General features: G+C 42.2%; 22 protein-coding genes and 1 pseudogene. 14 read left to right on the forward strand and 9 right to left on the reverse strand.

The window, feature by feature from the left end; genetic code table 11:
• Positions 1-22: 22 nt before the first annotated feature.
• Genes ABH008_RS00735 through ABH008_RS00750 form a run of 4 tightly spaced genes read right to left on the reverse strand, consistent with a single transcriptional unit; the run spans position 23 to position 2,302 of the window.
• A complete protein-coding gene (locus tag ABH008_RS00735; RefSeq protein WP_347987962.1) occupies positions 23-1,021 on the reverse strand; it encodes an NAD(P)H-dependent glycerol-3-phosphate dehydrogenase in 999 nt (332 codons plus the stop codon).
• A 5-nt stretch (positions 1,022-1,026) separates the two neighbouring features.
• The gene (gene secB / locus ABH008_RS00740; protein WP_347987963.1) at positions 1,027-1,494 is read right to left on the reverse strand and encodes a protein-export chaperone SecB; all 468 of its coding nucleotides are present in this window, start codon (positions 1,492-1,494) and stop codon (positions 1,027-1,029) included.
• 22 nt (positions 1,495-1,516) lie between these two features.
• Positions 1,517-1,957 (reverse strand): rhodanese-like domain-containing protein, encoded by a 441-nt coding sequence (locus ABH008_RS00745; protein ID WP_347987964.1) that lies wholly within the window; start codon positions 1,955-1,957, stop codon positions 1,517-1,519.
• Positions 1,958-1,990: 33 nt separating this feature from the next.
• The gene (locus tag ABH008_RS00750) at positions 1,991-2,302 is read right to left on the reverse strand and encodes a metalloregulator ArsR/SmtB family transcription factor (protein ID WP_347987965.1); all 312 of its coding nucleotides are present in this window, start codon (positions 2,300-2,302) and stop codon (positions 1,991-1,993) included.
• Positions 2,303-2,745: 443 nt separating this feature from the next.
• On the opposite strand from ABH008_RS00750, the gene ABH008_RS00755 reads away from it, so the two are divergent.
• The 3 genes from ABH008_RS00755 to ABH008_RS00765 all read left to right on the forward strand — a co-directional run bounded on the left by ABH008_RS00755 (position 2,746) and on the right by ABH008_RS00765 (position 6,650).
• Positions 2,746-3,978: a peptidoglycan DD-metalloendopeptidase family protein gene (locus ABH008_RS00755; RefSeq protein ID WP_347987966.1), complete on the forward strand. Its 1,233-nt coding sequence runs from the start codon at positions 2,746-2,748 to the stop codon at positions 3,976-3,978.
• Positions 3,979-4,015: 37 nt separating this feature from the next.
• Positions 4,016-5,395: a S41 family peptidase gene (locus ABH008_RS00760; RefSeq protein WP_347987967.1), complete on the forward strand. Its 1,380-nt coding sequence runs from the start codon at positions 4,016-4,018 to the stop codon at positions 5,393-5,395.
• A 460-nt stretch (positions 5,396-5,855) separates the two neighbouring features.
• Positions 5,856-6,650: a response regulator gene (locus tag ABH008_RS00765; protein WP_347987968.1), complete on the forward strand. Its 795-nt coding sequence runs from the start codon at positions 5,856-5,858 to the stop codon at positions 6,648-6,650.
• Here the strand turns inward: ABH008_RS00765 and ABH008_RS00770 are convergent.
• Positions 6,647-7,114 (reverse strand): DciA family protein, encoded by a 468-nt coding sequence (locus ABH008_RS00770; RefSeq protein ID WP_347987969.1) that lies wholly within the window; start codon positions 7,112-7,114, stop codon positions 6,647-6,649. The two genes, ABH008_RS00765 and ABH008_RS00770, sit on opposite strands and share 4 nt — an antisense overlap.
• Positions 7,115-7,152: 38 nt before the next feature.
• Here ABH008_RS00770 and ABH008_RS00775 point away from each other — a divergent pair, with 38 nt between their 5' ends.
• The 7 genes from ABH008_RS00775 (at position 7,153) to ABH008_RS00805 (ending at position 14,553) form a co-directional block, all read left to right on the forward strand.
• Positions 7,153-8,931 carry an NAD(P)H-dependent oxidoreductase subunit E gene (locus ABH008_RS00775; RefSeq protein WP_347987970.1) on the forward strand — a complete coding sequence of 593 codons (1,779 nt, stop codon included), beginning with the start codon at positions 7,153-7,155 and terminating at the stop codon, positions 8,929-8,931.
• Position 8,932: 1 nt separating this feature from the next.
• Complete coding sequence (locus ABH008_RS00780) at positions 8,933-9,649, forward strand: 2Fe-2S iron-sulfur cluster-binding protein (protein ID WP_347987971.1); 717 nt, start codon at positions 8,933-8,935, stop codon at positions 9,647-9,649.
• On the forward strand, positions 9,639-10,181 hold the full coding sequence (locus tag ABH008_RS00785; protein WP_347987972.1) for an NADP oxidoreductase: 543 nt from the start codon (positions 9,639-9,641) through the stop codon (positions 10,179-10,181). Before ABH008_RS00780 ends, ABH008_RS00785 begins: the two co-directional genes overlap by 11 nt.
• Before the next feature lie 41 nt (positions 10,182-10,222).
• The gene (locus ABH008_RS00790; RefSeq protein WP_347987973.1) at positions 10,223-11,722 is read left to right on the forward strand and encodes a Ni/Fe hydrogenase subunit alpha; all 1,500 of its coding nucleotides are present in this window, start codon (positions 10,223-10,225) and stop codon (positions 11,720-11,722) included.
• Positions 11,719-12,195 (forward strand): hydrogenase maturation protease, encoded by a 477-nt coding sequence (locus ABH008_RS00795; RefSeq protein ID WP_347987974.1) that lies wholly within the window; start codon positions 11,719-11,721, stop codon positions 12,193-12,195. The genes ABH008_RS00790 and ABH008_RS00795 overlap by 4 nt, the downstream gene beginning before the upstream one ends.
• 189 nt (positions 12,196-12,384) lie before the next feature.
• Entirely contained in the window at positions 12,385-13,128 is a 744-nt protein-coding gene (locus tag ABH008_RS00800) for a pentapeptide repeat-containing protein (protein WP_347987975.1), read from the forward strand.
• A gap of 18 nt (positions 13,129-13,146) precedes the next feature.
• Positions 13,147-14,553, forward strand: a complete 1,407-nt coding sequence (locus tag ABH008_RS00805) for an amino acid permease (RefSeq protein ID WP_347987976.1) — start codon at positions 13,147-13,149, stop codon at positions 14,551-14,553.
• 34 nt (positions 14,554-14,587) lie between these two features.
• Here ABH008_RS00805 and rsmI read toward each other — a convergent pair whose 3' ends face one another.
• The gene (gene rsmI / locus ABH008_RS00810; RefSeq protein ID WP_347987977.1) at positions 14,588-15,439 is read right to left on the reverse strand and encodes a 16S rRNA (cytidine(1402)-2'-O)-methyltransferase; all 852 of its coding nucleotides are present in this window, start codon (positions 15,437-15,439) and stop codon (positions 14,588-14,590) included.
• Positions 15,440-15,462: 23 nt separating this feature from the next.
• Here rsmI and ABH008_RS00815 point away from each other — a divergent pair, with 23 nt between their 5' ends.
• From ABH008_RS00815 to ABH008_RS00825, 3 genes are read left to right on the forward strand one after another with little or no spacing between them, the layout of a single operon-like run.
• A complete protein-coding gene (locus tag ABH008_RS00815) occupies positions 15,463-17,286 on the forward strand; it encodes a penicillin-binding protein activator (protein ID WP_347987978.1) in 1,824 nt (607 codons plus the stop codon).
• Between the two features lie 6 nt (positions 17,287-17,292).
• Complete coding sequence (locus ABH008_RS00820) at positions 17,293-17,661, forward strand: YraN family protein (RefSeq protein ID WP_347987979.1); 369 nt, start codon at positions 17,293-17,295, stop codon at positions 17,659-17,661.
• A 5-nt stretch (positions 17,662-17,666) separates the two neighbouring features.
• Positions 17,667-18,254: a phosphoheptose isomerase gene (locus ABH008_RS00825; RefSeq protein ID WP_347987980.1), complete on the forward strand. Its 588-nt coding sequence runs from the start codon at positions 17,667-17,669 to the stop codon at positions 18,252-18,254.
• 586 nt (positions 18,255-18,840) lie between these two features.
• Here ABH008_RS00825 and ABH008_RS00830 read toward each other — a convergent pair.
• Positions 18,841-19,089, reverse strand: a pseudogene (locus ABH008_RS00830) (IS110 family transposase); the annotation flags it as partial.
• A gap of 326 nt (positions 19,090-19,415) precedes the next feature.
• Entirely contained in the window at positions 19,416-20,450 is a 1,035-nt protein-coding gene (locus tag ABH008_RS00835; protein WP_347985910.1) for an IS110 family transposase, read from the reverse strand.
• 305 nt (positions 20,451-20,755) lie between these two features.
• Here ABH008_RS00835 and ABH008_RS00840 point away from each other — a divergent pair, with 305 nt between their 5' ends.
• Positions 20,756-23,005 carry a sodium-translocating pyrophosphatase gene (locus ABH008_RS00840; protein ID WP_347987981.1) on the forward strand — a complete coding sequence of 750 codons (2,250 nt, stop codon included), beginning with the start codon at positions 20,756-20,758 and terminating at the stop codon, positions 23,003-23,005.
• A gap of 32 nt (positions 23,006-23,037) precedes the next feature.
• Here the strand turns inward: ABH008_RS00840 and ABH008_RS00845 are convergent, their stop codons facing one another.
• Positions 23,038-23,484: a prepilin-type N-terminal cleavage/methylation domain-containing protein gene (locus ABH008_RS00845; RefSeq protein ID WP_347987982.1), complete on the reverse strand. Its 447-nt coding sequence runs from the start codon at positions 23,482-23,484 to the stop codon at positions 23,038-23,040.
• Positions 23,485-23,508 lie beyond the last annotated feature (24 nt).

Consider the following 23,508-nt stretch of genomic DNA (forward strand, 5'->3'; position numbering starts at 1 on the left):
ACATAACAAACTTAAAGTCAAATTATATTTCAGATCTTTTATCACGTCCGAGTAGATTATTCACGGCTTGCTTGGGGTCAAGTTTATTAAACAGTACATTGTAGACCTGTTCGGTAATAGGCATTTCTACCTGGTATTTAACAGATAATCCATAAGCCTCTTGAGCAGCTGAAATTCCTTCAATTTCTTGAGCTATTTCTTCAACAGCTTGTTGCCAATCTCTACCTTGACCAAGAGCCAAACCAAATCTGCGATTTCTGGACTGGTTATCAGTACAAGTTAAAATCAAATCGCCCAAACCCGTTAAACCCATAAAAGTATCTGGCTGACCACCCAACTTCGTACCCATACGCATGATTTCTGTTAAACCTCGTGTAATAAGTGCTGCGCGAGTATTGGCACCAAACCCCAGGCCATCAGCAATACCTGCAGCAATAGCCAAAACATTTTTACAGGCACCACCGACCTGCACGCCTACAATATCAGTGCTGGTATAGGTTCTAAAACGTTGATTATGCAGTATCTGGGTAAGCCGTGCTGTCAAAGTATCCGAGTTAGAGGCAATGGTAATTGCTGTCGGCAAATCGGCAGCCACTTCCCGCGCAAACGTTGGCCCAGCTAAAACAGCAATTTGAATATTTTTACCTAAAACGTCAAAAACCACATCACTTAACAATAAACCACTTTCTCTATCGAATCCTTTTGTTGCCCAAATAATTTGTGGACTGCCGTTCAAATAGGGTTTTATGTTTAATAAGGTTGTTTTAAAAGCATGACTTGGAACAGTAATTAGAATGATGGAGCTTGACTGTACAGCATCCCGCAGATCATCCGTAACCTTTAATTTATCTGGAAATAAAAACCCTGGCAAATAGCGCTGGTTTTCGCGAGCATGTTTTAAATCAGCAACATGTTGGGAATTATGCCCCCACAAGAGGGTATCGCAACCATTTCTTGCAGCTAGCAATGCCAATGCGGTTCCCCAAGAACCAGCACCTAGAATAGAAAGTGATTGCGACATTCAATCTAATTTAAAGTCGGTGTTTCTGTAGACTGTTGCGCTTGTTGTAGATGCTGTACATAAAGAGCATCAAAATTGACGGGGGTTAGAATTAATTGCGGAAAGCCCCCTTTGCTCACTAAGTCAGAAACCACTTCTCTTGCGTAAGGGAATATAATGTTTGGGCAAAAACTACCCAGCATTGGTCCCAGCTCCTGATCTGAAAACCCTGCTATCGAAAAAATACCCGCTTGATTTACTTCGACCAAATAAGCAGTGCTTTCGCCTATTTTTACAGTAACCGTGATTCTAAGAGTCACTTCATAGATTGAGTTTTCCAGCGTATCTACATGGGTACCCAGGTTTAGATCTAGCGTAGGCTCCCATTGTTGGGTAAAAATTTTCGGTGCATTAGGTGTTTCGTAAGAAATATCTTTAGTATAAATTTTTTGAATGGCAAACTGCTTGTCGTTTGCGCCGTTAGTTTCAGACATGTTTTACTCCTTGTTTATTAAATTAATCTTTAATCTTGCTGCTATTTTTAATGGGAAACTTATTATCTTCCCAAGATTGCATACCACCTAGCAAATTAAAAACCTGTACAAAACCGGCTTTGCTAAGTGTTTTACACCCTGTTACCGAACGTGCTCCAGTTTGACAAACAACAATCAATGGCGAATTTTTAAATTTTTCCAATGTAGGCAATTTTTCATCAAGCTTAGCTAAAGGAATATTAATCGCATTTTCGATATGACTTTTACTAAATTCGGCAGGCTCTCTGATATCAACAATAACGGTGTCATCACTGTTCATTTTTGTTACGGCAATCACCGGAGAAATGCTAGAAAACTTGTTAAAAGAATTTGATAACAAATCCTGAATTAACAAAAAAATAACGCATACCAATGCAAAAAAAAGCAGGTAATGGTTGGTAACAAATTGAATATATTGATCCATTGCAAAGTCTAATTAGTTGTTAAATTTAATAGGTCAAGCGCCGCAAAACACACCACGCATCATTTGGATTAGATGAATTACACGCTCGTCATCTATAAAGTAGTATACGCGGTTAGCCTCTTTTTTAAAGTCAAGTATACCTTTATCACGTAAGATGGCTAAATGCTGAGAAATATTACTTTGACTGGTTCCCACTTGCTTGACGATATCTTGTACGCTAATTGAATTGTTACCCAAAACACAGAGAATTTTTAAGCGCAAAGGGTGTGACATAGCCTTTAAACACCTCGCCGCTCTGTCGATTTCTACATCGTCGTAGTGGATAAAATTGTCAGTGGCGTCCATATTTTAAATAATTGCTAAAGATAAAGTGTTGAGTCCAACGGTATTTTCACACTACGACAGAATTGACCTACTGTTATAATGTTGAAAAACAGTGGAATTTAAGCACGGCATAGTCACAAAAAGATCATCAAATCTAACAGACTGTGCATTTTTGTTCAATACCTGGATACATGGCTAAGTAATTTAAATTGCCCTAGGCGGAATTTTAATTTTTTCCATTGACTTAAAAAATCTCTATCTATATGCAAAAAATTAATGTTTGGAGTTTATTAATGGCAACGCGTAGGAAACCATCAACAAATCCAGTCTATCTGGTTCATATCGACCTAAAGATAGCTTTGCCAAATTTAGAAACACGAACTAATTCAGCAGTGACTATGTTTTGCCATACTCGGCAAACAATAATTCGTTAAAATGATCGGATGTTTACTCATCTAATCAGCATGAAATTTTGTATCGGTCTATTGATTGCAATAATGGGTAGCAGTCCTGCCTTGGCACTTGCAGCTGTTACCGAAAAGCAAAATCAATTAAGTGATGTGCAATCACAAATTCGGCAAGTTACTACGGAGTTAAAAAATCTTAGTGCCGAAAAATCTGTACAGTTGGATCAACTGAAAATTTTAGAAAAACGCTATGGCGAGATGGCAAATATTGTGCTTAGTATTAAAGCAAATATAAAACAGCAAGAAGAGAAGCTTCAAGAAATACGTAACAAAATCACCCTAGCACAAAAAGATTTTCACACCCAAAAACACGCTCTTGAAGGTTTGATAAAATCCGCATATACCATTGGTGACATGGAAGGTCTAAAACTGATTCTAAATCAGCGTGATCCTAGTTTGTCTGGACGTATGTTGATTTATCACGACTATATCAGTAGAGCACGTTTACAAAAATTACAACTAATACAAGAAAACTCAAAAACATTGCATCAACTAGAATCTGAAAAAGACAATGAAAATCAATTATTAAAACTCGCTCTGGAAAAGAAACAACAAGAAACGGATAACATGCAAGCGTTAAAAATTCAGCGAGAAAAATTACTGCTAAAGTTAGATAGTGATTACTTAAGTAAAAACCAGCAAATGGAAAGATTGCTACACGATGAGAAAAAATTAGCAAGCTTAGTGGCGTCATTACAAAAAACTGATGATAATACCGAGCAAGAACCTTTAGCGACTGTTAATAAACAGGAGCCAAACCATGAGATAGATGACCAAAAATCATCAGAAACACAAGCCCGACATGAGCATAAAAGCGGTACGTATCAATCGTTTCTAAACCTACAGGGACAGTTGCCCTGGCCTGTTATGGGTGCGATAACCGAGCATTTTGGTAGTCGCAGATTCGAAACCACTTGGGATGGAGCGATTTTAAGCGCTCGTGAAGGTGCGGATATTCATGCAATAGCTGCTGGAAAAGTGGTCTATGCTGATTGGTTACGTGGATATGGCCTAATGCTGATACTTGATCATGGAGGTGGTTACATGAGTTTGTATGGGTTTAATCAAAGTTTACATAAAAACGTCGGTGAACAGGTAGTAGCAGGGGAAACTTTGGCTTCTGTTGGTCGTAGTGGTGGACGAGCTGAAGCTGCACTTTATTTCGGTATACGAAAAATGGGTAGGCCGGTAAATCCAGAGCTATGGTGCAGAACACCAGGGAAAAATTAATTTTTACAGGAAACAGGTTGTTGGAGTTTTAATACACATGCGAAAACACAGAAATAGTTTAATTTTATTGGTTGGAATTCTTTTAGGTGCCACGTTAAGCCTATGCAGTAGCGTATTAGCGGAAAAAGAACAACCCCAAATAGCGCCCAAAAGAGAAGAATTGCAAGCTCTACCATTCGATGAGTTACGCAATTTCACCGAAATTTTTGGCCGTATAAAACAGGATTATGTCGAACCCGTTTCGGACAAAAAATTATTGGAAGATGCTATTCGTGGCATGCTGTCAGGCTTGGATCCTCATTCTGCCTATCTGGCCAGCGATGAGTATAAAGAACTGCAAGAAGGTACTACAGGTCAGTTTGGCGGATTAGGCATTGAAGTGGGTATGGAAAACGGCTTTGTCAAAGTTGTTTCACCCATTGATGATACACCCGCACAAAAAGCCGGTATCAAAGCTGGAGACTTGATAGTCAGACTGGATGACAAACCAGTAAAAGGGATGACGCTTGCAGACGCTGTAAAAACCATGCGTGGTGAACCAGGTAGCGAGATAGTACTGACTGTGGTTCGTGAAGGACAGGAAGCGCCCTTAAAATTTGCTATAACCCGCGACATTATCAAAGTTAAAAGCGTAAAACAGCGCTTACTTGAAAAAAATTATGGTTACTTACGAATCAGTAGTTTTCAATCGGGTACTGGTCAAGGTCTCATAGACGCAGTTAACGAATTGAAAAAAGAAAATGAAGGACAATTGAAAGGCGTAGTATTGGATCTTCGTAATAATCCTGGCGGCGTACTGAATGCTGCTGTTGAAGTGAGTGACGCCTTTTTGGATAGCGGCTTGATCGTATTTACCGAAGGACGCATTAAAAACTCTGAAATGCGTTTTAACGCGGCATCGGGTGATATTATTAATGGCGCACCCATTGTAGTTCTTATCAATGGTGGATCTGCATCTGCTTCAGAAATTGTCGCTGGCGCACTACAAGATCACAAACGTGCCATTATCATGGGTGAAAAATCCTTTGGCAAAGGTTCTGTACAAACTATACTTCCTACCACAAATGGGGCGGCTATCAAGCTAACAACAGCACGCTATTTCACCCCATCCGGTAGATCCATTCAAGCAGAAGGTATAGAGCCTGATGTTAAACTGGAACGAGTAAAACTGGAAGCAATTGACAAAGCTAAATTTGAAGGCATTAAAGAAGCTGATCTTAGTCATCATTTAATCAATGCCAACGCTCCAAAGCATAAAGATCAGAAAGAGCGTGAAGAAGAAAAAGACGTTGATAAGGATAAAGATAAAGATGGTGTTGAGGATACCGAAAAAGAGATTGATGATAAAATCTTGCGCGACTATCCGTTAAACGAAGCGCTGAATTTATTGAAAGGTATTGGCATTCTAAAAAAATAACCCAATAGGATGTCGCCTATCCTGCAACTAACTTAGCTTAAGTGCAGGGTAGGCTTTTCGTATCTACTTAACATCAAAAGCCGAGGCTTGCGAAGTTAAGCATCTGGCAGTAGTTTGGGCCCCTTAAACTAAACTGTATGCAAATCCACTTCTTTGTAGTTAGAATAAAACTTTCACTGAAAGCTAGTTATTCAGACCATCACCTGACACAATCCCAACAGACTCAACCGCCTTAAATAAGCTGAATCACGGTAATTTACGTGTTACCCATAATAGAATTCGAGAAGAGTGTGTATTAATTTCAGCCAACTGTGTAATCTATATCTATACTTATTTTTTCTGTCCTATTTTTTAAGTACAAAATCTGTAGTTTGTTTCAGATTAGATGTGCACTGAACTATATAGGTCCGCTCATGGCAAATTTATTTTGCCAATTACACAATCTTAATGGCATATAGCGATGATAGATGAACAGCTATCCACATTACAAGTTTTTCTCGTTGAGCCTTCGCACACTCAACAACATATAATTGGACAATATCTTGCCGAAGCAGGAATAGTCGATATAAAGTACCTCAAATCGGGCAGTGAAACCATTGCCGAACTTGATCATGCTTTACCTGATCTTATCCTAAGCGCCATGTATTTACCTGACATGACTGGCGTGGATTTGTTGCACACCATTCGTAGTAACAACGCATCTTATGATATGGCGTTTTTATTAGTTTCCAGCGAAACCAATATCAAATACCTTGAACCGATTCGTCAGGCAGGCACTATTGCTATTTTACCCAAGCCTTTTACTAAAGCCGAGTTAATGACCGCACTTAAGGCAACAATCGATTATCTGCATCCACATAAAATCAACCTGCATCAGATTGACATAGTTGATTTACAAGTACTTATTGTCGATGACAGTGATTTTTCACGCAAATACATTATGCGCATCTTAACTGACATTGGTATAGAAAATTTCACTCTAGCTGAAAACGGCAAACAAGCTCTATCTATTTGTAAACAACACTATTTTGATTTTATTGTTACTGATTTTAATATGCCGGAAATGGATGGCCTACAATTAATCAAACATCTACGTGCTGATGATGATAAAAAATTTGTACCTATTTTAATGGTAACCAGTGAACAAAATAAAAATCGGTTGGCCGCTGTAGAGCAAGCTGGCGTATCAGCTTTGCTGGACAAACCTTTCGAACCCGAAACAATCCGAGAATTGATTATCAGATTACTGAGTTAATTTTTGTTTAAGATCTTACGTCGTTCCAAAGTATTAGCTAGTCTGCTCAGAGCTTGTTGCAACACATCCGATTGCTGTTGCTGAGCAGATTGAGCATGAATCTGCCTAATATTTTCCATAGAGGGTAAACGAGCAGAACGGATTAGATTTTGCTCGACTGATTGCTGACTAATTTTTACTTGCACATTCTGAATATTTATCTGTCCAGCAGTGCTAACTTTGTTTAGAATAGCCACATGAAAAAAACGGATTTGTGATGCCCAGCTTGCCGCTTCGGTATAGATCAACAACCTCTTACCCGAATGTACACAATGTTGAACATGAACGGCAATTTCATCCGGTAATGCACTTCTAACCAAATTTAGCAATGCTATTTGGGTAGCGATAATTTCCATGGACAAGGTTAGCTGCCGAGTTTGAAAATCCAATGCCGATTTAAACGCAGTATTTTTTAAACTAGCCATGAAGAATCCAATATCAATTAAGCAATCGGTGAGAAACAATGAAAAATTTTATTCAAACTGTACTTGCAGAAGCCGAATATCAACCCACTAGGCTGTTACAAATATTAAGAGCAGTTCAAACTCAATACCAGCATATTCCGGCGGAGGCCATTGTTTATTTAGCAGAAATGCTAAATATTCCAAAAACGCGTATCATTGCAGTTATCGAATTTTACAGTTTTTTTCATTTAACGCCACAAGGTCGTTACGATATTCTGATTAGCGATTCAATTACTGATCTGATGCTCGGCAAAGAAAACATCATCAACTACTTATCAGCTGTTTTAGATGTCAAAGTAGGTCAACTGAGCAAAGACGGTTTAGTTAGCCTCAATAACACCTCTTGTACAGGCATTTGCGATCAAGGCCCTGCCGCACTAATTAATGGTTACCCAGTACCACGTCTGGATAGAGAAAAGATAGATGAAATTGCCACATTAATTTTCCAGCAAATGCCTGTCACAGAGTGGCCTTCGCATTTATTGGTAGTGGCGGATAATATCAAAAAATCTGGGTTGTTACTGAATAACCTTATTACTTCAGGTTCCAGCTTAACAGCCAGTTTAACGCGTGGATTACCTGATACCCTGGACGAACTCGAACAATCCGGTTTGCGTGGCCGTGGCGGTGCTGGATTTAAAACAGCCACGAAATGGCGTCTGTGTGCCGAAGAAAATAGCGATCAGCATTTTGTCGTGTGTAATGCCGACGAAGGTGAGCCTGGTACATTTAAAGACCGGGTATTGCTTAATAGCTTCGCTGATCAAGTTTTTGAAGGTATGACCTTATGCGCATTTACCATTGGCGCCCGACAGGGATTTCTCTATTTACGCGGCGAATATCTGTATCTTAAACACAAGCTAGAATTTATTTTGCAACAACGTCGCGCCAATGGCTTATTAGGCAAAAACATTTTGCAGCAAGGATTTGATTTTGATATTGAAATTTGCCTAGGCGCTGGTGCTTATATTTGTGGCGAAGAATCTGCTTTGATCGAATCACTGGAAGGCAAACCGGGTATTCCTCGCAATAGACCGCCTTACCCAGTTAGCCAAGGTTTTTTAAATAAACCTACCGTAGTCAATAACGTAGAAACTTTTTTTGCGGCAGCAGCGATTGCTGTTAATGGCGGTGCATGGTTTGCACAAGTCGGCACTGAAAAATCAGCGGGCAGCAAAATTTTAAGTATCAGTGGCGACTGTGAATCGCCCGGCATTTACGAATATGCTTTTGGCACACCTATCCGCACTATTCTCAATGAATGTGGCGCAAAACAAGTATTGGGAGTACAAATCGGTGGGCCTTCTGGCGTATTTATTTCTAATCAGGAATTAGACCGCAAACTTGCGTTTGAAGATTTAGCCACGGGTGGTTCATTTATTGTCTTTGATGAGACTCGCAATATTTTTGACATAGTCAAAAATTTTACCCATTTCTTTGCTCATGAAAGCTGTGGCTTTTGTACACCCTGTCGAGTCGGAACCTCATTACTGAAAAACCGTTTCGACAAAATTGTCGAAGGGCATGGCTCGGCAGGTGATGTGGTAGAACTAGAGCTTCTGTCGAAGCTGGTAAAAAACCAGAGTCACTGCGGATTAGGACAAACCGCAGCCAATCCAATTCTTACCACCTTGGAACGCTACCCTGAGCTGTACCAGCAACAATTGAAAAAAATCAGTTATGAACCCGGTTTTGATTTGGATGCCGCTCTGGATGTAGCAAGGCGAATGGCGCATCGGAATGATAGCGCGGCTCATCTGATACAAGTGGAGGATTAAGATGAGTAACACTATCAATATCGACGGCCAGACTATCCCTTTCCAAGAAGGTCAGACTATTATTGAAGCAGCAACCGCAGCGGGAGTTTATATTCCACATCTTTGCCATAAGCCCGGATATACACCACATGGTAGTTGTAAGTTGTGTACCGTGAATGTGAATGGTCGCAATTGCTCAGCCTGTACTTTTCCTGCCGCAGAGGGTCAAAATATCATAAATAATAGCCGTGAACTGACCCATGATCGGCAAAAAATTACACAAATGTTGTTCGTAGAAGGCAATCATTTATGTCCATCCTGTGAAAAAACCGGTAACTGTCAATTGCAGGCAGTCGCCTATCAGCTGAATATGGTTGACAATCATTTTCCGCACTTTTATCCGCACCGAGAAATGGATGCCAGCCATCCAGATATTTTACTCGATCATAATCGCTGTATTTTCTGTAATTTATGCGTACGTGCCAGTGCAGAAAAAGATGGCAAAAATGTGTTTGCCATCAGTGGCCGAGGCATCAATAAACATTTAATTGTAAATTCAGCCAGTGGCAAACTGAAAGACAGTGCAATTGACATCAACGACTGTGCAGCCCATGTCTGTCCAACAGGTGCAATTTTGATTAAAAGAACAGGTTATCAGGTACCTATTGGTCAACGTATTTATGATCACCAATCTATCAGCACGGTGGCCTTAACGCAGGAGCAAGAACATGGCGAATAAAATCCGCGTTGCTACCACTTCTCTGGCCGGCTGCTTTGGTTGTCACATGTCTTTTCTGGATTTGGATGAGCGACTGGTTGCGCTAGCTGAGTTGGTAGAATTTGACCGCTCACCACTCACTGACATTGAACACTGCAGCAGCACATGTGACATCGGATTAATTGAAGGTGGTGTGTGTAATTCCGAGAATGTGCATGTATTACGCGAATTTCGGAAAAACTGCAAAATTTTGGTTGCCGTGGGTGCTTGTGCCATTAATGGCGGTCTGCCTGCCATGCGTAACAGTTTTTCGCTGGAAGAGTGTTTACTGGAAGCCTATCGAGATGGAATAGGTGTCGAAAACGCACAAATCCCCAGTGATCCGGAATTACCCTTATTATTGGATAAAGTGCGACCTATTCACGAAGTCGTCAAAATTGATTATTTTTTACCCGGTTGCCCACCCTCGGCTGATGTATTCTGGTCTTTTCTAAGCGATTTACTAGAAGGACGCGAACCGAACTTGGCCAATGAATTAATTCATTTTGATTAGATGCCTGTAGCCTACCCATACACGTACTTTAGAGACTCATTATGTACGAACATCTAGAAACCGCAGAAAATCCCACCAACCTGAAACGGGTAGTTATTGACCCCGTTTCCCGTGTTGAGGGTCATGGTAAAGTCACCTTATTGTTGGACGAGAACAATAAAGTTCAGCAAGCGCGCTTGCATATTGTTGAATTTCGTGGATTTGAAAAATTTATTCAGGGACGCCCTTACTGGGAGTTGCCGGTTTTGGTGCAACGTTTATGTGGTATTTGCCCGGTTAGCCACCACTTAGCGGCAGCAAAAGCCATTGATCAATTAGTAGGCATTGACCCGGACAATTTAACTCCTTCTGCCGATAAATTAAGACGTTTATTGCATTTTGGGCAAATGCTGCAATCACATGCTCTGCATTTCTTTCATCTTTCCAGTCCCGATTTATTATATGGTTTTGAAAGTGACATCAGTAAACGTAATGTGATTGCCGTACTGAATGATTATCCAGATATTGGTTTGCAAGGCGTTAAGCTACGCAAATTTGGTCAGGAAGTCATTCGCATGGTATCTGGTAAACGCATACACGGTACAGGAGCGATACCGGGAGGCATGAATAAGTTACTGAACCGGGAAGAACGTGATTATTTATGGCAAGATGTTGCACAGATTATAAGCTGGGCTTCGGGCGCAGTGGCTTTAATAAAAAAAGTGCACACCTCTAATTTACCTTATTACGACAATTTTGCGACTATCCGCAGTAACTACTTGGGACTGATTAAACCCAACGGCGCTTTAGAGTTTTATCATGGTGGTATACGTGCCAAAAATGATCGTGGCGAAACCTTGTTGGATCATTTTAATTATTGCCATTACAACGACATAATCCATGAAGAAGTGCGATCCTGGAGTTATATGAAGTTTCCGTACCTAACCGCGTTAGGTACTGATTTAGGCTGGTATCGAGTGGGTCCCCTAGCCAGAATTAACAACTGTGATTTTATAGACACGCCCTTGGCCGAGGCAGCACGCATCGATTTCAAAGCGCATGCGGAAGAAGCCATGGTGCATAGCACACTGGCTTTTCATTGGGCGCGTCTCATTGAACTACTGCACAGCGCAGAAAGCATCCAATATCTGCTAAACGATCCGGATATTATGCGGGGGGAACTGGTCGTAAAAGCTGAAAAACGCTACGAAGGTATTGGAGTCATTGAAGCACCTCGTGGTACTTTGTTCCATCATTATCAGGTCGATGAAAACGATATTGTCACCAAAGCCAATTTAATTGTTTCCACCACTAGTAATAATATGGGCATGAATGAATCAGTTCGGCAAGTGGCTGCTGAATATTTATCTGGACAAGAACTAACCGAACCGTTGCTTAACAATCTGGAAGTGGCTATCCGCGCTTATGATCCCTGCCTGTCCTGTGCCACCCATGCCGTTGGCAAAATGCCACTACAACTGGAGTTAATCGATGTTGATGGAAAAATAGTCGATCTACTTACTCGTCATAGTGATGGACAATTTGTACGTGGTCAGCAATGAAAAAACCGCTACTGGTGGTAGCGTGTGGCAATCTCAGTCGAGGTGACGATGCGCTTGGACCTTTATTGCTGGATTACATTGAGCAGCATGAAACATTAACTGACATTGAATTAGTAACTGATTTTCAGTTGCAGGTTGAACACGCACTGGATATACAACAGCGTACCTTGGTGTTATTTGTGGATGCCTCTGTAACTCATAATGACTATTTTGATTTTATCGAACTGACTGCTGCAAAAGATCACAGCTTTAGCAGTCATGCTCTAAGTCCCTCAGCTGTTTTGCAAGTATACCAAACCGTAACCAACACACCGCCGCCACCGAGTTTTTTATTGGGCATAAAAGGCTTTTCTTTCGAATTAGGCGACGATTTATCCGCTGCCGCCGAGCATAATTTACAACTGGCATGTGAGTTTGCCGCACAGCTTTTAAAACAACCCAATCCATCAGCTTGGCGACAAAAAACAACATAATGCTCTGTCATACTAAACATCAAACAGCTTATTCCCATCATTTATTGATCACCTAAACTTAGATCATTGTTTTCAGGAAAAAACAGCAAAGCTATCCGGCTTCAGCTTTTAAAATCGTTGTGTTACTCTGTTCTGAAACAGTTGGGATTTTGATCCAACGATATTAACCCATAGACTTTCTGGAGATTAATGATGAAAGTTTGTTTAAATTACAAAGTTGTACTGTTAGTATGTTTTTGCTCCACATCACTAAGCAATGCAGCCGACCTGACCCGCAAACAAGTAGAAACATTACTGGCTCAAGCAGATAAACAACATCCTGCGGATTTACGCCGTAAAGATTTAAAAGGCGTAGATTTATCAGGACTCGATTTTCGTAATGCTGATTTATGGGGTGCTGATCTGCGCCAAGCCAATTTCAGCAACAGTAATCTAAAAGGCCTGACCCTCGATTTAACGGTTATGACGGGCATTAATCTCAGTCATGCTAATCTGGCCAACACCAGTATCTTTGGGGTAAGTTTGATGCATGCGGATCTGAGTAATACTGATTTGAGTGGTAGCCGTGTAATAGCGGTAATGGATGGGGCTAATTTACAGCATGCCAATCTCAGCAATGCCGATTGGGCTGCCGATATGAAAAACCAATCAATGGGTTTAATGCGAGCCAATCTAAAAGGCGCAAATTTAACAGGCGCTAATTTAAGCCATGCCAAATTGGGGCGCGCCATGTTAAGACACGCCAAATTGAATAATGCTAATTTAGAACAGACTGATCTGTACTCTGCCGACATGGATGGTGCAGACTTAACGGGCGCCAACCTCACAGATGCTAATTTCTCGGAGTCGAAATTACATGATGCCAATTTTAGCAACACCGTCACTATTGGTACACGCTTTGATGGTGCCAAGAACAAACCTGACATTAAATAATCAAATCTGGATTTAAAAATGACGCTACCTAAACAATTATTGCAGCGAAAACCCCTGGCACGACTGGCCCTAGAAGAAAATGGCCTTAAGCAAACTTTAACAGCCAAAGATTTAACAGTATTGGGCGTAGGCGGTATTATTGGTGCTGGAATTTTTGTGTTAACAGGTATTGCCGCAGCCAAATATGCAGGACCCGCAATTACCGTGTCATTTATACTAGCAGGTATCGCTTGCGCTTTGGCAGCCATGTGTTACAGCGAGCTGGCCGCTATGATTCCCGTTTCCGGTAGTGCTTATAGTTATGCTTATGCCACACTGGGAGAGTTAACCGCCTGGATTATTGGTTGGGATTTAATTCTGGAATATGCCTTAGCCAGCAGTACGGTAGCCATAGGCTGGTCAGGCTATTTAACCAGTTTTTTAGAGTCTATCGGCATCCATTTACCTGTTTATTTAACCACCGCTTATCTAGCTGATCCTGCCGCGGGTTTTGTAAATTTACCGGCCATGCTCATTATTTTATTACTGACAGGTTTACTAGTCTTGGGCATACGCCAATCCGCTAGCTTTAATTTTGCCATGGTGCTGATTAAATTGGCAGTCATTGTTGTGTTTATTATTGCCGGTAGTGGTCATATACAAACCACTAACTGGGAAAATTTTGCACCTTTTGGTTTCGGCGGCATCTTAACCGGAGCCGGTGTGATTTTTTTTGCTTATATAGGTTTTGATGCGGTATCAACCGCAGCGCAAGAAGCCATTAATCCAGAAAAAGACGTACCGTTCGGCATTATTGGTTCGCTGGTAATATGCACAATTCTGTATATTCTAGTATCGGTGGTATTAACGGGTGTGGTTTCTTACACAACATTGGATGTGCCTGCACCCATTGCTTTAGCGGTCGATCATATGGGCATGCCGTGGTTGTCTCCCATCATTAAACTGGGCGCAATTGCTGGTTTAACCTCAGTGATGTTGGTTTTATTGATGGGACAAAGCCGAATTTTCTTTTCTATGTCCAAAGATAAATTATTACCACCCTTATTTGCCAATATACACCCTAATTTTCAAACACCTTATCTATCCACTTTGCTGGTAGGCGTCGCTGTGGCCATAGTGGCTGGCTTTATGCCTATAGAAAAGCTGGGTGAACTGGTCAGCATCGGTACATTATTTGCGTTTATTCTGGTTTGTGGCGGGGTATGGATATTACGTAACAGCCACCCGGAATTTCCACGGCATTTTAAATGTCCGTATGTACCTTACGTACCTTTGGCAGGCATTTTAGTTTGTCTGGCCTTAATGGCAGGCCTACCCTTTGATACCTGGGTACGTTTGTTTGTCTGGTTGTTAATTGGTTTTATAATTTATTTTGGTTATGGCATCAAGCACAGTGCTTTACGCGAAAAAGGCAACGATACTTGATAAAAATGTTCGTAACTATTCCGCGTACTGTTTATTATCCGGCTTTAGTTTCTTGAATTTCCAAGGCTAATTGGTAAAGTATTTTTTTACGTTGACCGGTAATCTCTACCGCTAAAGCCACCGCAGTTTTAATTGAACATTCTTGCATCAATAGTTCCAAAATGCGGCGCTGTTCTTCACTAACCAATTCGTCTTCATGTTTGTCAGGTACGCCACCAACGATGACGACAAATTCACCCTTACGCATATTTTCTTCATTTTTAACCCGCTCCAAAATACTAACCAAACTGTCTTGCAAGATGGTTTCGTGTATTTTGGTCATTTCCCGGGCCACGGCAATAGGATGTTCACTTGGAAAAACCTCTGCCAAATCTTCCAGCGTAGCTTGAATGCGATGACTGGATTCATAAAAAACCCAGGTACTGGTTTCCAGCAGCTTGCTCTGAAAAAAGGTTTTTCGAGCCGAAGAAGTCCGGGGTAAAAAACCTTCAAAACTAAAACGACTGACCGGTAAACCGCTAGCCGACAATGCGGCAATTAATGCACAGGCACCTGGTATAGGGACTACATCAATGCCAGATTGTTTACAGAGTTTAACTAAAGGTAAACCTGGATCACTCAACAATGGTGTACCTGCATCTGAGACTAAAGCGATGGATTGGCCTTGCTGCATACGCTCAATTAACCCCTTAGAGGCATGTTCTTCATTATGCTGATGCAGCGAAATTAATGGTTTACTGATACCATAATGCTGCAACAACATAATAATATGGCGGGTATCTTCAGCTGCAATCAAATCCACCTGTTTAAGGGTTTCGATTGCTCTAAAACTAAAATCGGCCAGATTACCTATAGGGGTTGCAACCACGTATAATTTTCCGCACATCTGTTTTCATATCCTCTGTTGCTATGACTGACTCACGCCATGTTTTCATTATGCCCTGTTACGGTGCGATTTGCTGGTTTTTAAGCTTACTAATAATCACCGCCTGTAGTCACGAATCGGTTAAACCTGAGGCCATGCAACGCTCTCCCGCTCAGCAACAGGGCAAGAAAGCGGAACTCCCTCAAAACAATATTAGCCCCTATGCCTTGGCGAACTCTCAAGCCAGTCAGCATTTGCTTAATGCCGAAACCTTTCTAAATGCCGGTAATCAATCAGCGGCTGTTAGAGAATTAGATATCATTAATTACGCCAATTTAGCCAGTGAGCAACGCAGCAAATTTAATCTGCTGGACACACAAATCGCATTAAATAATGGAGACGCCGAACGCGCTCTAACAAAATTGACCAATATCAGACCCAAATTGTTAAACGATACTGACAAAATAAATTATTACCAATCACTTGCTTTTGCTTACTCCCTTACAGGTAATATCATACAGGGCGTTAATGCCAGAATCAGATTGGGCAATTTATTGCTTACCCCACAACAGCAACAGGATAATATTATTAGCATTTTAGATATGCTGAGTACTTTATCCTTAGACGAGTTAAGTGCACCACCAGCAACCATGGATGATCTAAATGGCTGGATGGCTTTGGCCAAAATCTTTAAACAACGAGATCAAGCCGGAGTCGAACTTAACGCACAAATACGGCAATGGCGACAGCTCTACCCCAAACATCCTGCCAATGCGGATTTTTTACAAACTTATCTGGCTAAACCTGCCACAGATATGCAAACCAATATTCCGGAAAGCACCGAATTAGCAACCGTCAATACGGCTCACATTGCAGTACTCCTACCCGCTAGCGGCAGTTTAACCCAAGCTGGAAAAGTAATTAAAGAGGGCTTACAAATTGCGCAACAACTGGCTAGCAAAAGCACTCAAGCCACCCTTCCTTTAAAATTTTATGATACGGAGCAGGGTGATATTAGCACTCTTTACAAACAGGCCGTGGCTGAAGGCGCAAAACAGATCATAGGCCCACTGGTCAAAGAACAAATACAGACTTTGGCAAAATCAGTCGAACTTAGCGTACCCGTACTGGCACTCAACCATGTTGAAGATTTAAGTAAACCTAATCTGTATCAATTTGGCTTAAGTCCAATTGATGAAGCAGAACAACTGGCTTTAAAAGCCTGGCGGGACGGTCGACAAACGGCACTTTTATTGGTACCTAATACCTCACAAGGTCAACGCATTGGTCAATATATGACGACAGCTTGGCAAAGTAATGGCGGCTTAGTGTCCGGCATGCAAAGTTATGATCCTAAACAGCATGATATTGGCGATATGTTAAAAGCGCTACTGAGTTCAACCAGTGATGCTACTAAAACGAATCAGGCTCAAACCGTGTTTGTCAGTGCCAATCCAGAGGTGGGTCGCGAGTTAGCAGTACAATTAAAATATTATCAAAATGCAGATTTGGCCGTGTATGCCATGCCCAATATTTATAGCGGACAACCGGATCCTATTCGGGATGCTGAATTAGGTAAAATTAATTTCTGCGATATCCCCTGGTTTTTTGCCGATTTATATAAAGGCGCGCAGAGTCAGGCCGCCTTGCAACAACATTGGCAAACGTTGAGTGATACACAGATCAGATTATTGGCATTAGGAATGGATGCTTATAATCTGGTCGGCCATTTACCGGAATTAAGCAGCAAAGCCTTTACAGGCAGCACCGGACATTTATCTATCAATAGCGAAAACAGGATAACCCGTAAACTGGTTTGTGCACAGTTTAAAGGCGGAATACCTGTCGCTTCCGGTTTTATCGAGTAATCTTTCATGATATTTTCTAAATCCAAAGCAGCACATTTACAAAAGGGCGAAAATGCTGAGCAACAAGCCCTTAACTATCTGCAAAAACAGGGCTTAAAACTGGTTTCCAGCAATTTTCGCTGTAAACATGGGGAGTTGGATATAGTCATGAAAGACAAGGATATACTGGTCATCGTCGAAGTCAGATTCCGTAATTCTGATCGTTTTGGCGGCGCGTTGGCCAGTATTACCACACAAAAGCAGGCACGAATCATTGCAGCGACTCAGTACTATGTCATAATCAACAAACTACACCACCTCGGCATTCGTTTCGATGTGGTAGCCATCACCAGCGATCAGAAATTCGACTGGATTAAAAACGCTTTTCAAACCTGAGAATTATGAGTTTACACGACCGCATCATTAACCATTTTTCCGATAGCATCCAAACCAAACAGGATGCCATGACCAGTCTTTGCGAATTGATTGAATTCGCCTCGCAGAAAATAGTGGAAAGCCTGGTAAACGATAAAAAAGTACTAGCCTGTGGTAATGGTGGCTCGGCTGGTGATGCGCAACATTTTTCCTCAGAAATGCTTAATCGTTTTGAGCGTGAACGCCCATCACTACCGGCCATTGCCCTAACCACAGATACCTCCACCATTACCTCCATAGCCAACGATTATCATTATGATGAAATTTTCGCCAAACAGTTACGCGCGCTTGGACAAGCTGGCGATATTTTGCTGATTTACACCAGTAGTGGCAATTCCGGCAATTTGATAAAAGCGGCAAAGGTGGCACATGATCGTGAAATGACCATTATTGCGCTAACCGGTAAAGACGGCGGTAGCCTAGCCACCGTTTTGGATGAAGCAGATATTGAAATCAGAGTACCTTCTTGGTCAACTGCCCGAATTCAAGAGGTACATTTACTCATATCGCATTGTTTGTGTGATTTAATCGATCATCAATTGTTTGGTAATTAATGCTGGCTGTGTAAGCCATTATAAATCTATTACTGTCATTAATGTTTAACCAATACCTGTTAGAATTAAAGGGTTTTTGGTATGCTTATTACGCACCAGAAGATATATTTAATAACTAATCAGCGTAATTTATAATGTAATATCAATGTGCTGAACAGATTAAAGCGCATCTGTCGCTATTCATGCGCTTCCAGGCATCGGCACATATATGGACTTCCCCCCTATTGCAAGACAAATTTTACCAAAATGAATGATTTCAAAAGTAATCAAGATTGCCGCCATATATTCGGTTTCAATTAGAGGTTGATTAATTTAACCACTGAACCTTGATGAACGTATTCGCGCGCTATTTCCACAAACATCCTAACGATTTTTAAAATCTATGTGCTTGAACGGGATAAATAGCACCGGTCTGACCTGTTGTTATCATCAATTGGATTTACTTGCCTCCGCAATCTGTTTTACTCTGTGTTACACCATTCACTTTTAATCATATCAACTGAGGGTTATCCACGCCTTACCCAACACCGGAACCCTTCTATCACGTGTAGGTGTTGGGTAAGGCGTGGATAACCCGGCCTACACGCTACGACATGACTACATCGGCGGACCTAACCTCATACCTCTTATTTTGTGTAGCCATTACCCACAAAATTCGGGCATTTTTATTGGCCAGTGCGACGGCCGCTTTGTTAAAACCACGTCGTTCAATTAGCGCCTGCAACCATCGACTTAGCGAGTCTGTTTTACCTTGGCAGTTTTTCAAGACTGATCGGGCGCCGTGAATCAGTAAAGTTCGCAGATAGCCATTACCTCGTTTACTGATACCCAACAACACCACCTTGTCACCATATATGGACTTCCCCCCTATTGCAAGACAAATTTTACCAAAATGAATGATTTCAAAAGTAATCAAGATTGCCGCCATATATTCGGTTTCAATTAGAGGTTGATTAATTTAACCACTGAACCTTGATGAACGTATTCGCGCGCTATTTCCACAAACATCCTAACGATTTTTAAAATCTATGTGCTTGAACGGGATAAATAGCACCGGTCTGACCTGTTGTTATCATCAATTGGATTTACTTGCCTCCGCAATCTGTTTTACTCTGTGTTACACCATTCACTTTTAATCATATCAACTGAGGGTTATCCACGCTACGACATGACTACATCGGCGGACCTAACCTCATACCTCTTATTTTGTGTAGCCATTACCCACAAAATTCGGGCATTTTTATTGGCCAGTGCGACGGCCGCTTTGTTAAAACCACGTCGTTCAATTAGCGCCTGCAACCATCGACTTAGCGAGTCTGTTTTACCTTGGCAGTTTTTCAAGACTGATCGGGCGCCGTGAATCAGTAAAGTTCGCAGATAGCCATTACCTCGTTTACTGATACCCAACAACACCACCTTGTCACCACTCGTGTGCTGTTTGGGTACAATGCCTAAACTGGCTGCATAATTTTTGCTTTTGGTATAGCCTTTACCGTCCCCTATATCCGATGCAGCCATAGTAGCCGTAATGGCTCCTATACCTGGAACCTCTACAAATCGTTGACATAATTCGCTCTGAATACAGAGTTGATCAATCTGCTTATCATACTCTTTGATCGTTTTATCCAATTCCTTGAGTTTTTCAAGCTGTTTGGCAAACAGATTTCGACTGATCACGCTTAAACCATTCTCAGCATCTTCAATAATTTCAGTGAGGTGCGTTCTGAGCTGATTGATGCCTATAGGCAGCACAATTCCCCACTCACCTAAAAAACCCCGAATTCGATTCGCCACCGCCGTCCGTTCATCCACTGTACTTTGACGCAATCGATGCAGCATTTGAATATCTTGCTGCTCAAGCGTCTTAAGCGAAACTGTTCGTCTTTTCGGTTGGTGTGTTGCCGTCCAAATAGCCTCTGCATCGTTATAATCATTTTTATTGCCCACCACAAACCCTTTCACATAACGGGCATTCAGCAATACCACTTCATGCCCCAGTTTCTTGATTTCTCGCGCCCAATAATGCGAGCCTCCACAGGCTTCCATACCAATGATACTGACTGGCAAGTTCGCTATGTACGACAATAAATCCGCTCGCTTTACTTTCTTTTTAATCTGTTTCAGTTCAGCATTAAAACTCACCAGATGAAAAATGTTTTTTGCTAAATCTAAACCAATTACGTTATTCTTGATCATGGATTTCTCCTTACCCTTGTTTATTTGCCAGGTGCATTATGACACCGTTAGGGGTGGGGAGAAGTCCATGCCATCATCCTATATAAACTTACCCTTACGCTAAACTTCAAGTGTGTAATAACGCCAAACCCCCCTAATTACTAGGCCTAGGGTAGTTTAGAGGCGCAATGGGTTGTACTTTTACGCTTTGATGTATTACCCACCGTGAGCATAGAACGTCGCAACTTCGCATTAAACCTTATGGGTGTACGAGAGCAGTTAGGCTGAAAAATGACAAACCTCCTCAATAATTTAAAAGACTACTTATGCTAACTGCAAATTTTGCCACATTGAATGCGCTAGTCCTTGGTATCCCCCTGATGGGTTTAGCTTTCGCAGCCTGGCTGGCTCGATGGGTGTTGAGCAAAGAAACCGGCACTGCAGCGATGCTTAAAATTTCTGATGCCATAAAAGAAGGCGCAGAAGCCTTTCTAAAACGTCAAAATCGCACTATTTTGGGTCTTAGCGCAGTGTTTGCCCTGCTGTTATTTATAGGCTATGGCCTGATACGTACCCACCGCGAGTTTGATCCAGTCTCAACCGCCATGCCATTAGCGATTTGGATAACTGTTTCCTTTATATTGGGTGCAATATGCTCGGTGTGTGCGGGTTACGTGGGTATGTGGGTGAGTATCCGCGCCAATATTCGTGCTGCCGCTGCCGCCCGCACCAGCTTGAACGGCGCATTACAGATTGCTCTGCGTGCAGGCGGTGTTACCGGCATGGTGGTAGTCGCCATGAGTTTATTGGGAGTAGCGGGATTATTTGCCCTGGTAAAATTACTGACGCCTGAAATCCATATCGTTAAAATTCCATTGCTCATTGTCGGTTACGGTTTTGGTGCTTCATTTGTGGCGCTCTTCGCGCAAGTAGGTGGTGGTATTTATACCAAAGCCGCCGATGTGGGTGCCGATCTGGTGGGCAAAGTGGAAGCCGGTATACCCGAAGACGACCCGCGTAATCCTGCGGTTATTGCTGATTTGGTGGGTGACAATGTAGGCGATTGTGCGGGGCGGGGAGCCGATTTATTTGAATCCACAGCGGCAGAAAATATAGGTGCCATGATACTGGCGAGTAGCTTGGCAGTCGCTGCTGAAAATGCAGGCATGGGTTTTAGCAACGGACTATTGGGCGTCATGATGTTTCCATTAATTGCCCGCGCCTTTGGCATACTCGCCAGTATGGTTGGCATACTCAGTGTGCGCCTTAACAGTGAACAGCAAGAGCCCATGCAGGCGTTGAATCGTGGTTATTTCATTAGTGTATTCCTGGCCATGCCCTTGTTTGCATTGGCTGCAAAATGGCTGCTGGACAATCCACTGGCCAGTGACGCCTGGTGGCATTTTACCCTATGCGGCATTATTGGCGTGTTAACCTCGGTCGCTTTTGTTTATATTACCCAATATTACACCGAAGCCCGTTTCCGGCCGGTACAAGCTATTGCGGCCGCCAGCACCACTGGTCCTGCGACCAATATCATAGAAGGGACTGCTGTCGGTTTTGAATGTACCTGGATGCCAACCATCGTCATGGCATGTGCCTTATTAAGTTCATATTATCTGGGCGTAACCAGCGGTTTACCACACGCGGGATTATTTGGTACGGCTGTTGCCACTATGGGTATGCTGGCAACTGCCGCTTATATTCTAGCCATGGATAGTTTTGGGCCTATCACCGACAATGCTGGCGGCATTATAGAAATGACCGAACAGCCACCCGAAATACGTGAGCGTACCGACAAACTGGATGCGGTGGGCAATACCACCAAAGCACTCACCAAAGGTTATGCCATAGGCAGTGCCGGTCTGGCTGCCTTTCTGTTATTTCAAGCCTATATGGACGAAATTAAAAATTATGCCGGTTTGCCCGAATCCAGCGAATTTGTAGTCAATCTGGGCAAACCCGTGGTGTTTGTGGGTGCCTTACTGGGTGCCATGCTGGTATTTTTATTTTGCTCGATGACCATTCGTGCAGTAGGCAGTACCGCAAAAAGCATTATTGAAGAAGTGCGTCACCAGTTTGCCAGTTTGCCGCGCGTTAACGACATTATCCAGTTTAGTGACGACTTTAAACCGGATTATGCAGCATGTGTGGATATTGTTACCCGCGCAGCGCTACGTAAAATGATCGCTCCCGGCTTACTGGTGGTGTTGGCACCGCTGGTGGTGGGTTTGCTGTTTAAAGCGTTTATCGGCGTAGAAGGTCCGCTCATCGCCGCAGAAAGTGTTGCTGCGCTGTTGATGGTGGCTACGCTGGTGGGAATACTGATGGCACTGTATCTGAATAATGCTGGCGGTGCCTGGGATAACGCCAAAAAATATGTGGAATCAGGTGCGCATGGCGGCAAATATATGACAGATGCCAACGGCCAAAAAATTAAAAACCCCACCCATGCGGCCACTGTAGTGGGGGATACGGTGGGCGATCCGTTTAAAGATACAGCAGGCCCGAGTCTGCATGTGTTGATTAAGCTGTTGGCAACGGTAACTTTGGTATTGGCTCCGTTGTTTTTATAAGCAGCCCAAAACTCTAAATCCCAAACACTAAGTTACGGATTTAAGCTGTAACTACAACCCGGTAACATTAAATTAGCAGGTAGATTGGCCGCGCATGTCCAGCCAATTTTCGCACCGCCAAACCAATAGGTATTTGATACCTGATAAGATGCAACCCCGGTATTGGTATTAAAACTGGTTAACGCTTTGCAATAAGATGTGTTGTCGGTACTGAGAGTTATATTATTAACGTAGTTCCCAGATGAAACCAAACTCGATAATGCGCCACTAGCACTATTATTACAATTAACCAAACCAGTCGTATCTACTGCAGTCATAACGGGTATCTTAAACCCGGACAACAAGCCTGTAGCCTCTGCTAATTGTGATTTTGCTACATAATTACTATACGCTGGGAGTGCTATCAAAACTAAAATACCAATGATAGAAACAACTATCATCAGTTCAATCAATGTAAAACCTTTCTCAATTCTTTGCATCTTTTTTAGACCATAGCAATGGTT

Origin of the sequence: Methylomonas sp. AM2-LC, assembly GCF_039904985.1 — a bacterium.
In the GTDB taxonomy this organism is placed as follows: domain Bacteria; phylum Pseudomonadota; class Gammaproteobacteria; order Methylococcales; family Methylomonadaceae; genus Methylomonas.

Bases quoted from the DNA above. Each gene is read 5' to 3' on its own strand.
- ABH008_RS00735 (WP_347987962.1), bottom strand. From the start codon at position 1,021: ATGTCGCAATCACTTTCTATTCTAGGTGCTGGTTCTTGGGGAACCGCA.
- secB (WP_347987963.1), bottom strand. From the start codon at position 1,494: ATGTCTGAAACTAACGGCGCAAACGACAAGCAGTTTGCCATTCAAAAA.
- ABH008_RS00745 (WP_347987964.1), bottom strand. From the start codon at position 1,957: ATGGATCAATATATTCAATTTGTTACCAACCATTACCTGCTTTTTTTT.
- ABH008_RS00750 (WP_347987965.1), bottom strand. From the start codon at position 2,302: ATGGACGCCACTGACAATTTTATCCACTACGACGATGTAGAAATCGAC.
- ABH008_RS00755 (WP_347987966.1), top strand. From the start codon at position 2,746: ATGAAATTTTGTATCGGTCTATTGATTGCAATAATGGGTAGCAGTCCT.
- ABH008_RS00760 (WP_347987967.1), top strand. From the start codon at position 4,016: ATGCGAAAACACAGAAATAGTTTAATTTTATTGGTTGGAATTCTTTTA.
- ABH008_RS00765 (WP_347987968.1), top strand. From the start codon at position 5,856: ATGATAGATGAACAGCTATCCACATTACAAGTTTTTCTCGTTGAGCCT.
- ABH008_RS00770 (WP_347987969.1), bottom strand. From the start codon at position 7,114: ATGGCTAGTTTAAAAAATACTGCGTTTAAATCGGCATTGGATTTTCAA.
- ABH008_RS00775 (WP_347987970.1), top strand. From the start codon at position 7,153: ATGAAAAATTTTATTCAAACTGTACTTGCAGAAGCCGAATATCAACCC.
- ABH008_RS00780 (WP_347987971.1), top strand. From the start codon at position 8,933: ATGAGTAACACTATCAATATCGACGGCCAGACTATCCCTTTCCAAGAA.
- ABH008_RS00785 (WP_347987972.1), top strand. From the start codon at position 9,639: ATGGCGAATAAAATCCGCGTTGCTACCACTTCTCTGGCCGGCTGCTTT.
- ABH008_RS00790 (WP_347987973.1), top strand. From the start codon at position 10,223: ATGTACGAACATCTAGAAACCGCAGAAAATCCCACCAACCTGAAACGG.
- ABH008_RS00795 (WP_347987974.1), top strand. From the start codon at position 11,719: ATGAAAAAACCGCTACTGGTGGTAGCGTGTGGCAATCTCAGTCGAGGT.
- ABH008_RS00800 (WP_347987975.1), top strand. From the start codon at position 12,385: ATGATGAAAGTTTGTTTAAATTACAAAGTTGTACTGTTAGTATGTTTT.
- ABH008_RS00805 (WP_347987976.1), top strand. From the start codon at position 13,147: ATGACGCTACCTAAACAATTATTGCAGCGAAAACCCCTGGCACGACTG.
- rsmI (WP_347987977.1), bottom strand. From the start codon at position 15,439: ATGTGCGGAAAATTATACGTGGTTGCAACCCCTATAGGTAATCTGGCC.
- ABH008_RS00815 (WP_347987978.1), top strand. From the start codon at position 15,463: ATGACTGACTCACGCCATGTTTTCATTATGCCCTGTTACGGTGCGATT.
- ABH008_RS00820 (WP_347987979.1), top strand. From the start codon at position 17,293: ATGATATTTTCTAAATCCAAAGCAGCACATTTACAAAAGGGCGAAAAT.
- ABH008_RS00825 (WP_347987980.1), top strand. From the start codon at position 17,667: ATGAGTTTACACGACCGCATCATTAACCATTTTTCCGATAGCATCCAA.
- ABH008_RS00835 (WP_347985910.1), bottom strand. From the start codon at position 20,450: ATGATCAAGAATAACGTAATTGGTTTAGATTTAGCAAAAAACATTTTT.
- ABH008_RS00840 (WP_347987981.1), top strand. From the start codon at position 20,756: ATGCTAACTGCAAATTTTGCCACATTGAATGCGCTAGTCCTTGGTATC.
- ABH008_RS00845 (WP_347987982.1), bottom strand. From the start codon at position 23,484: ATGCAAAGAATTGAGAAAGGTTTTACATTGATTGAACTGATGATAGTT.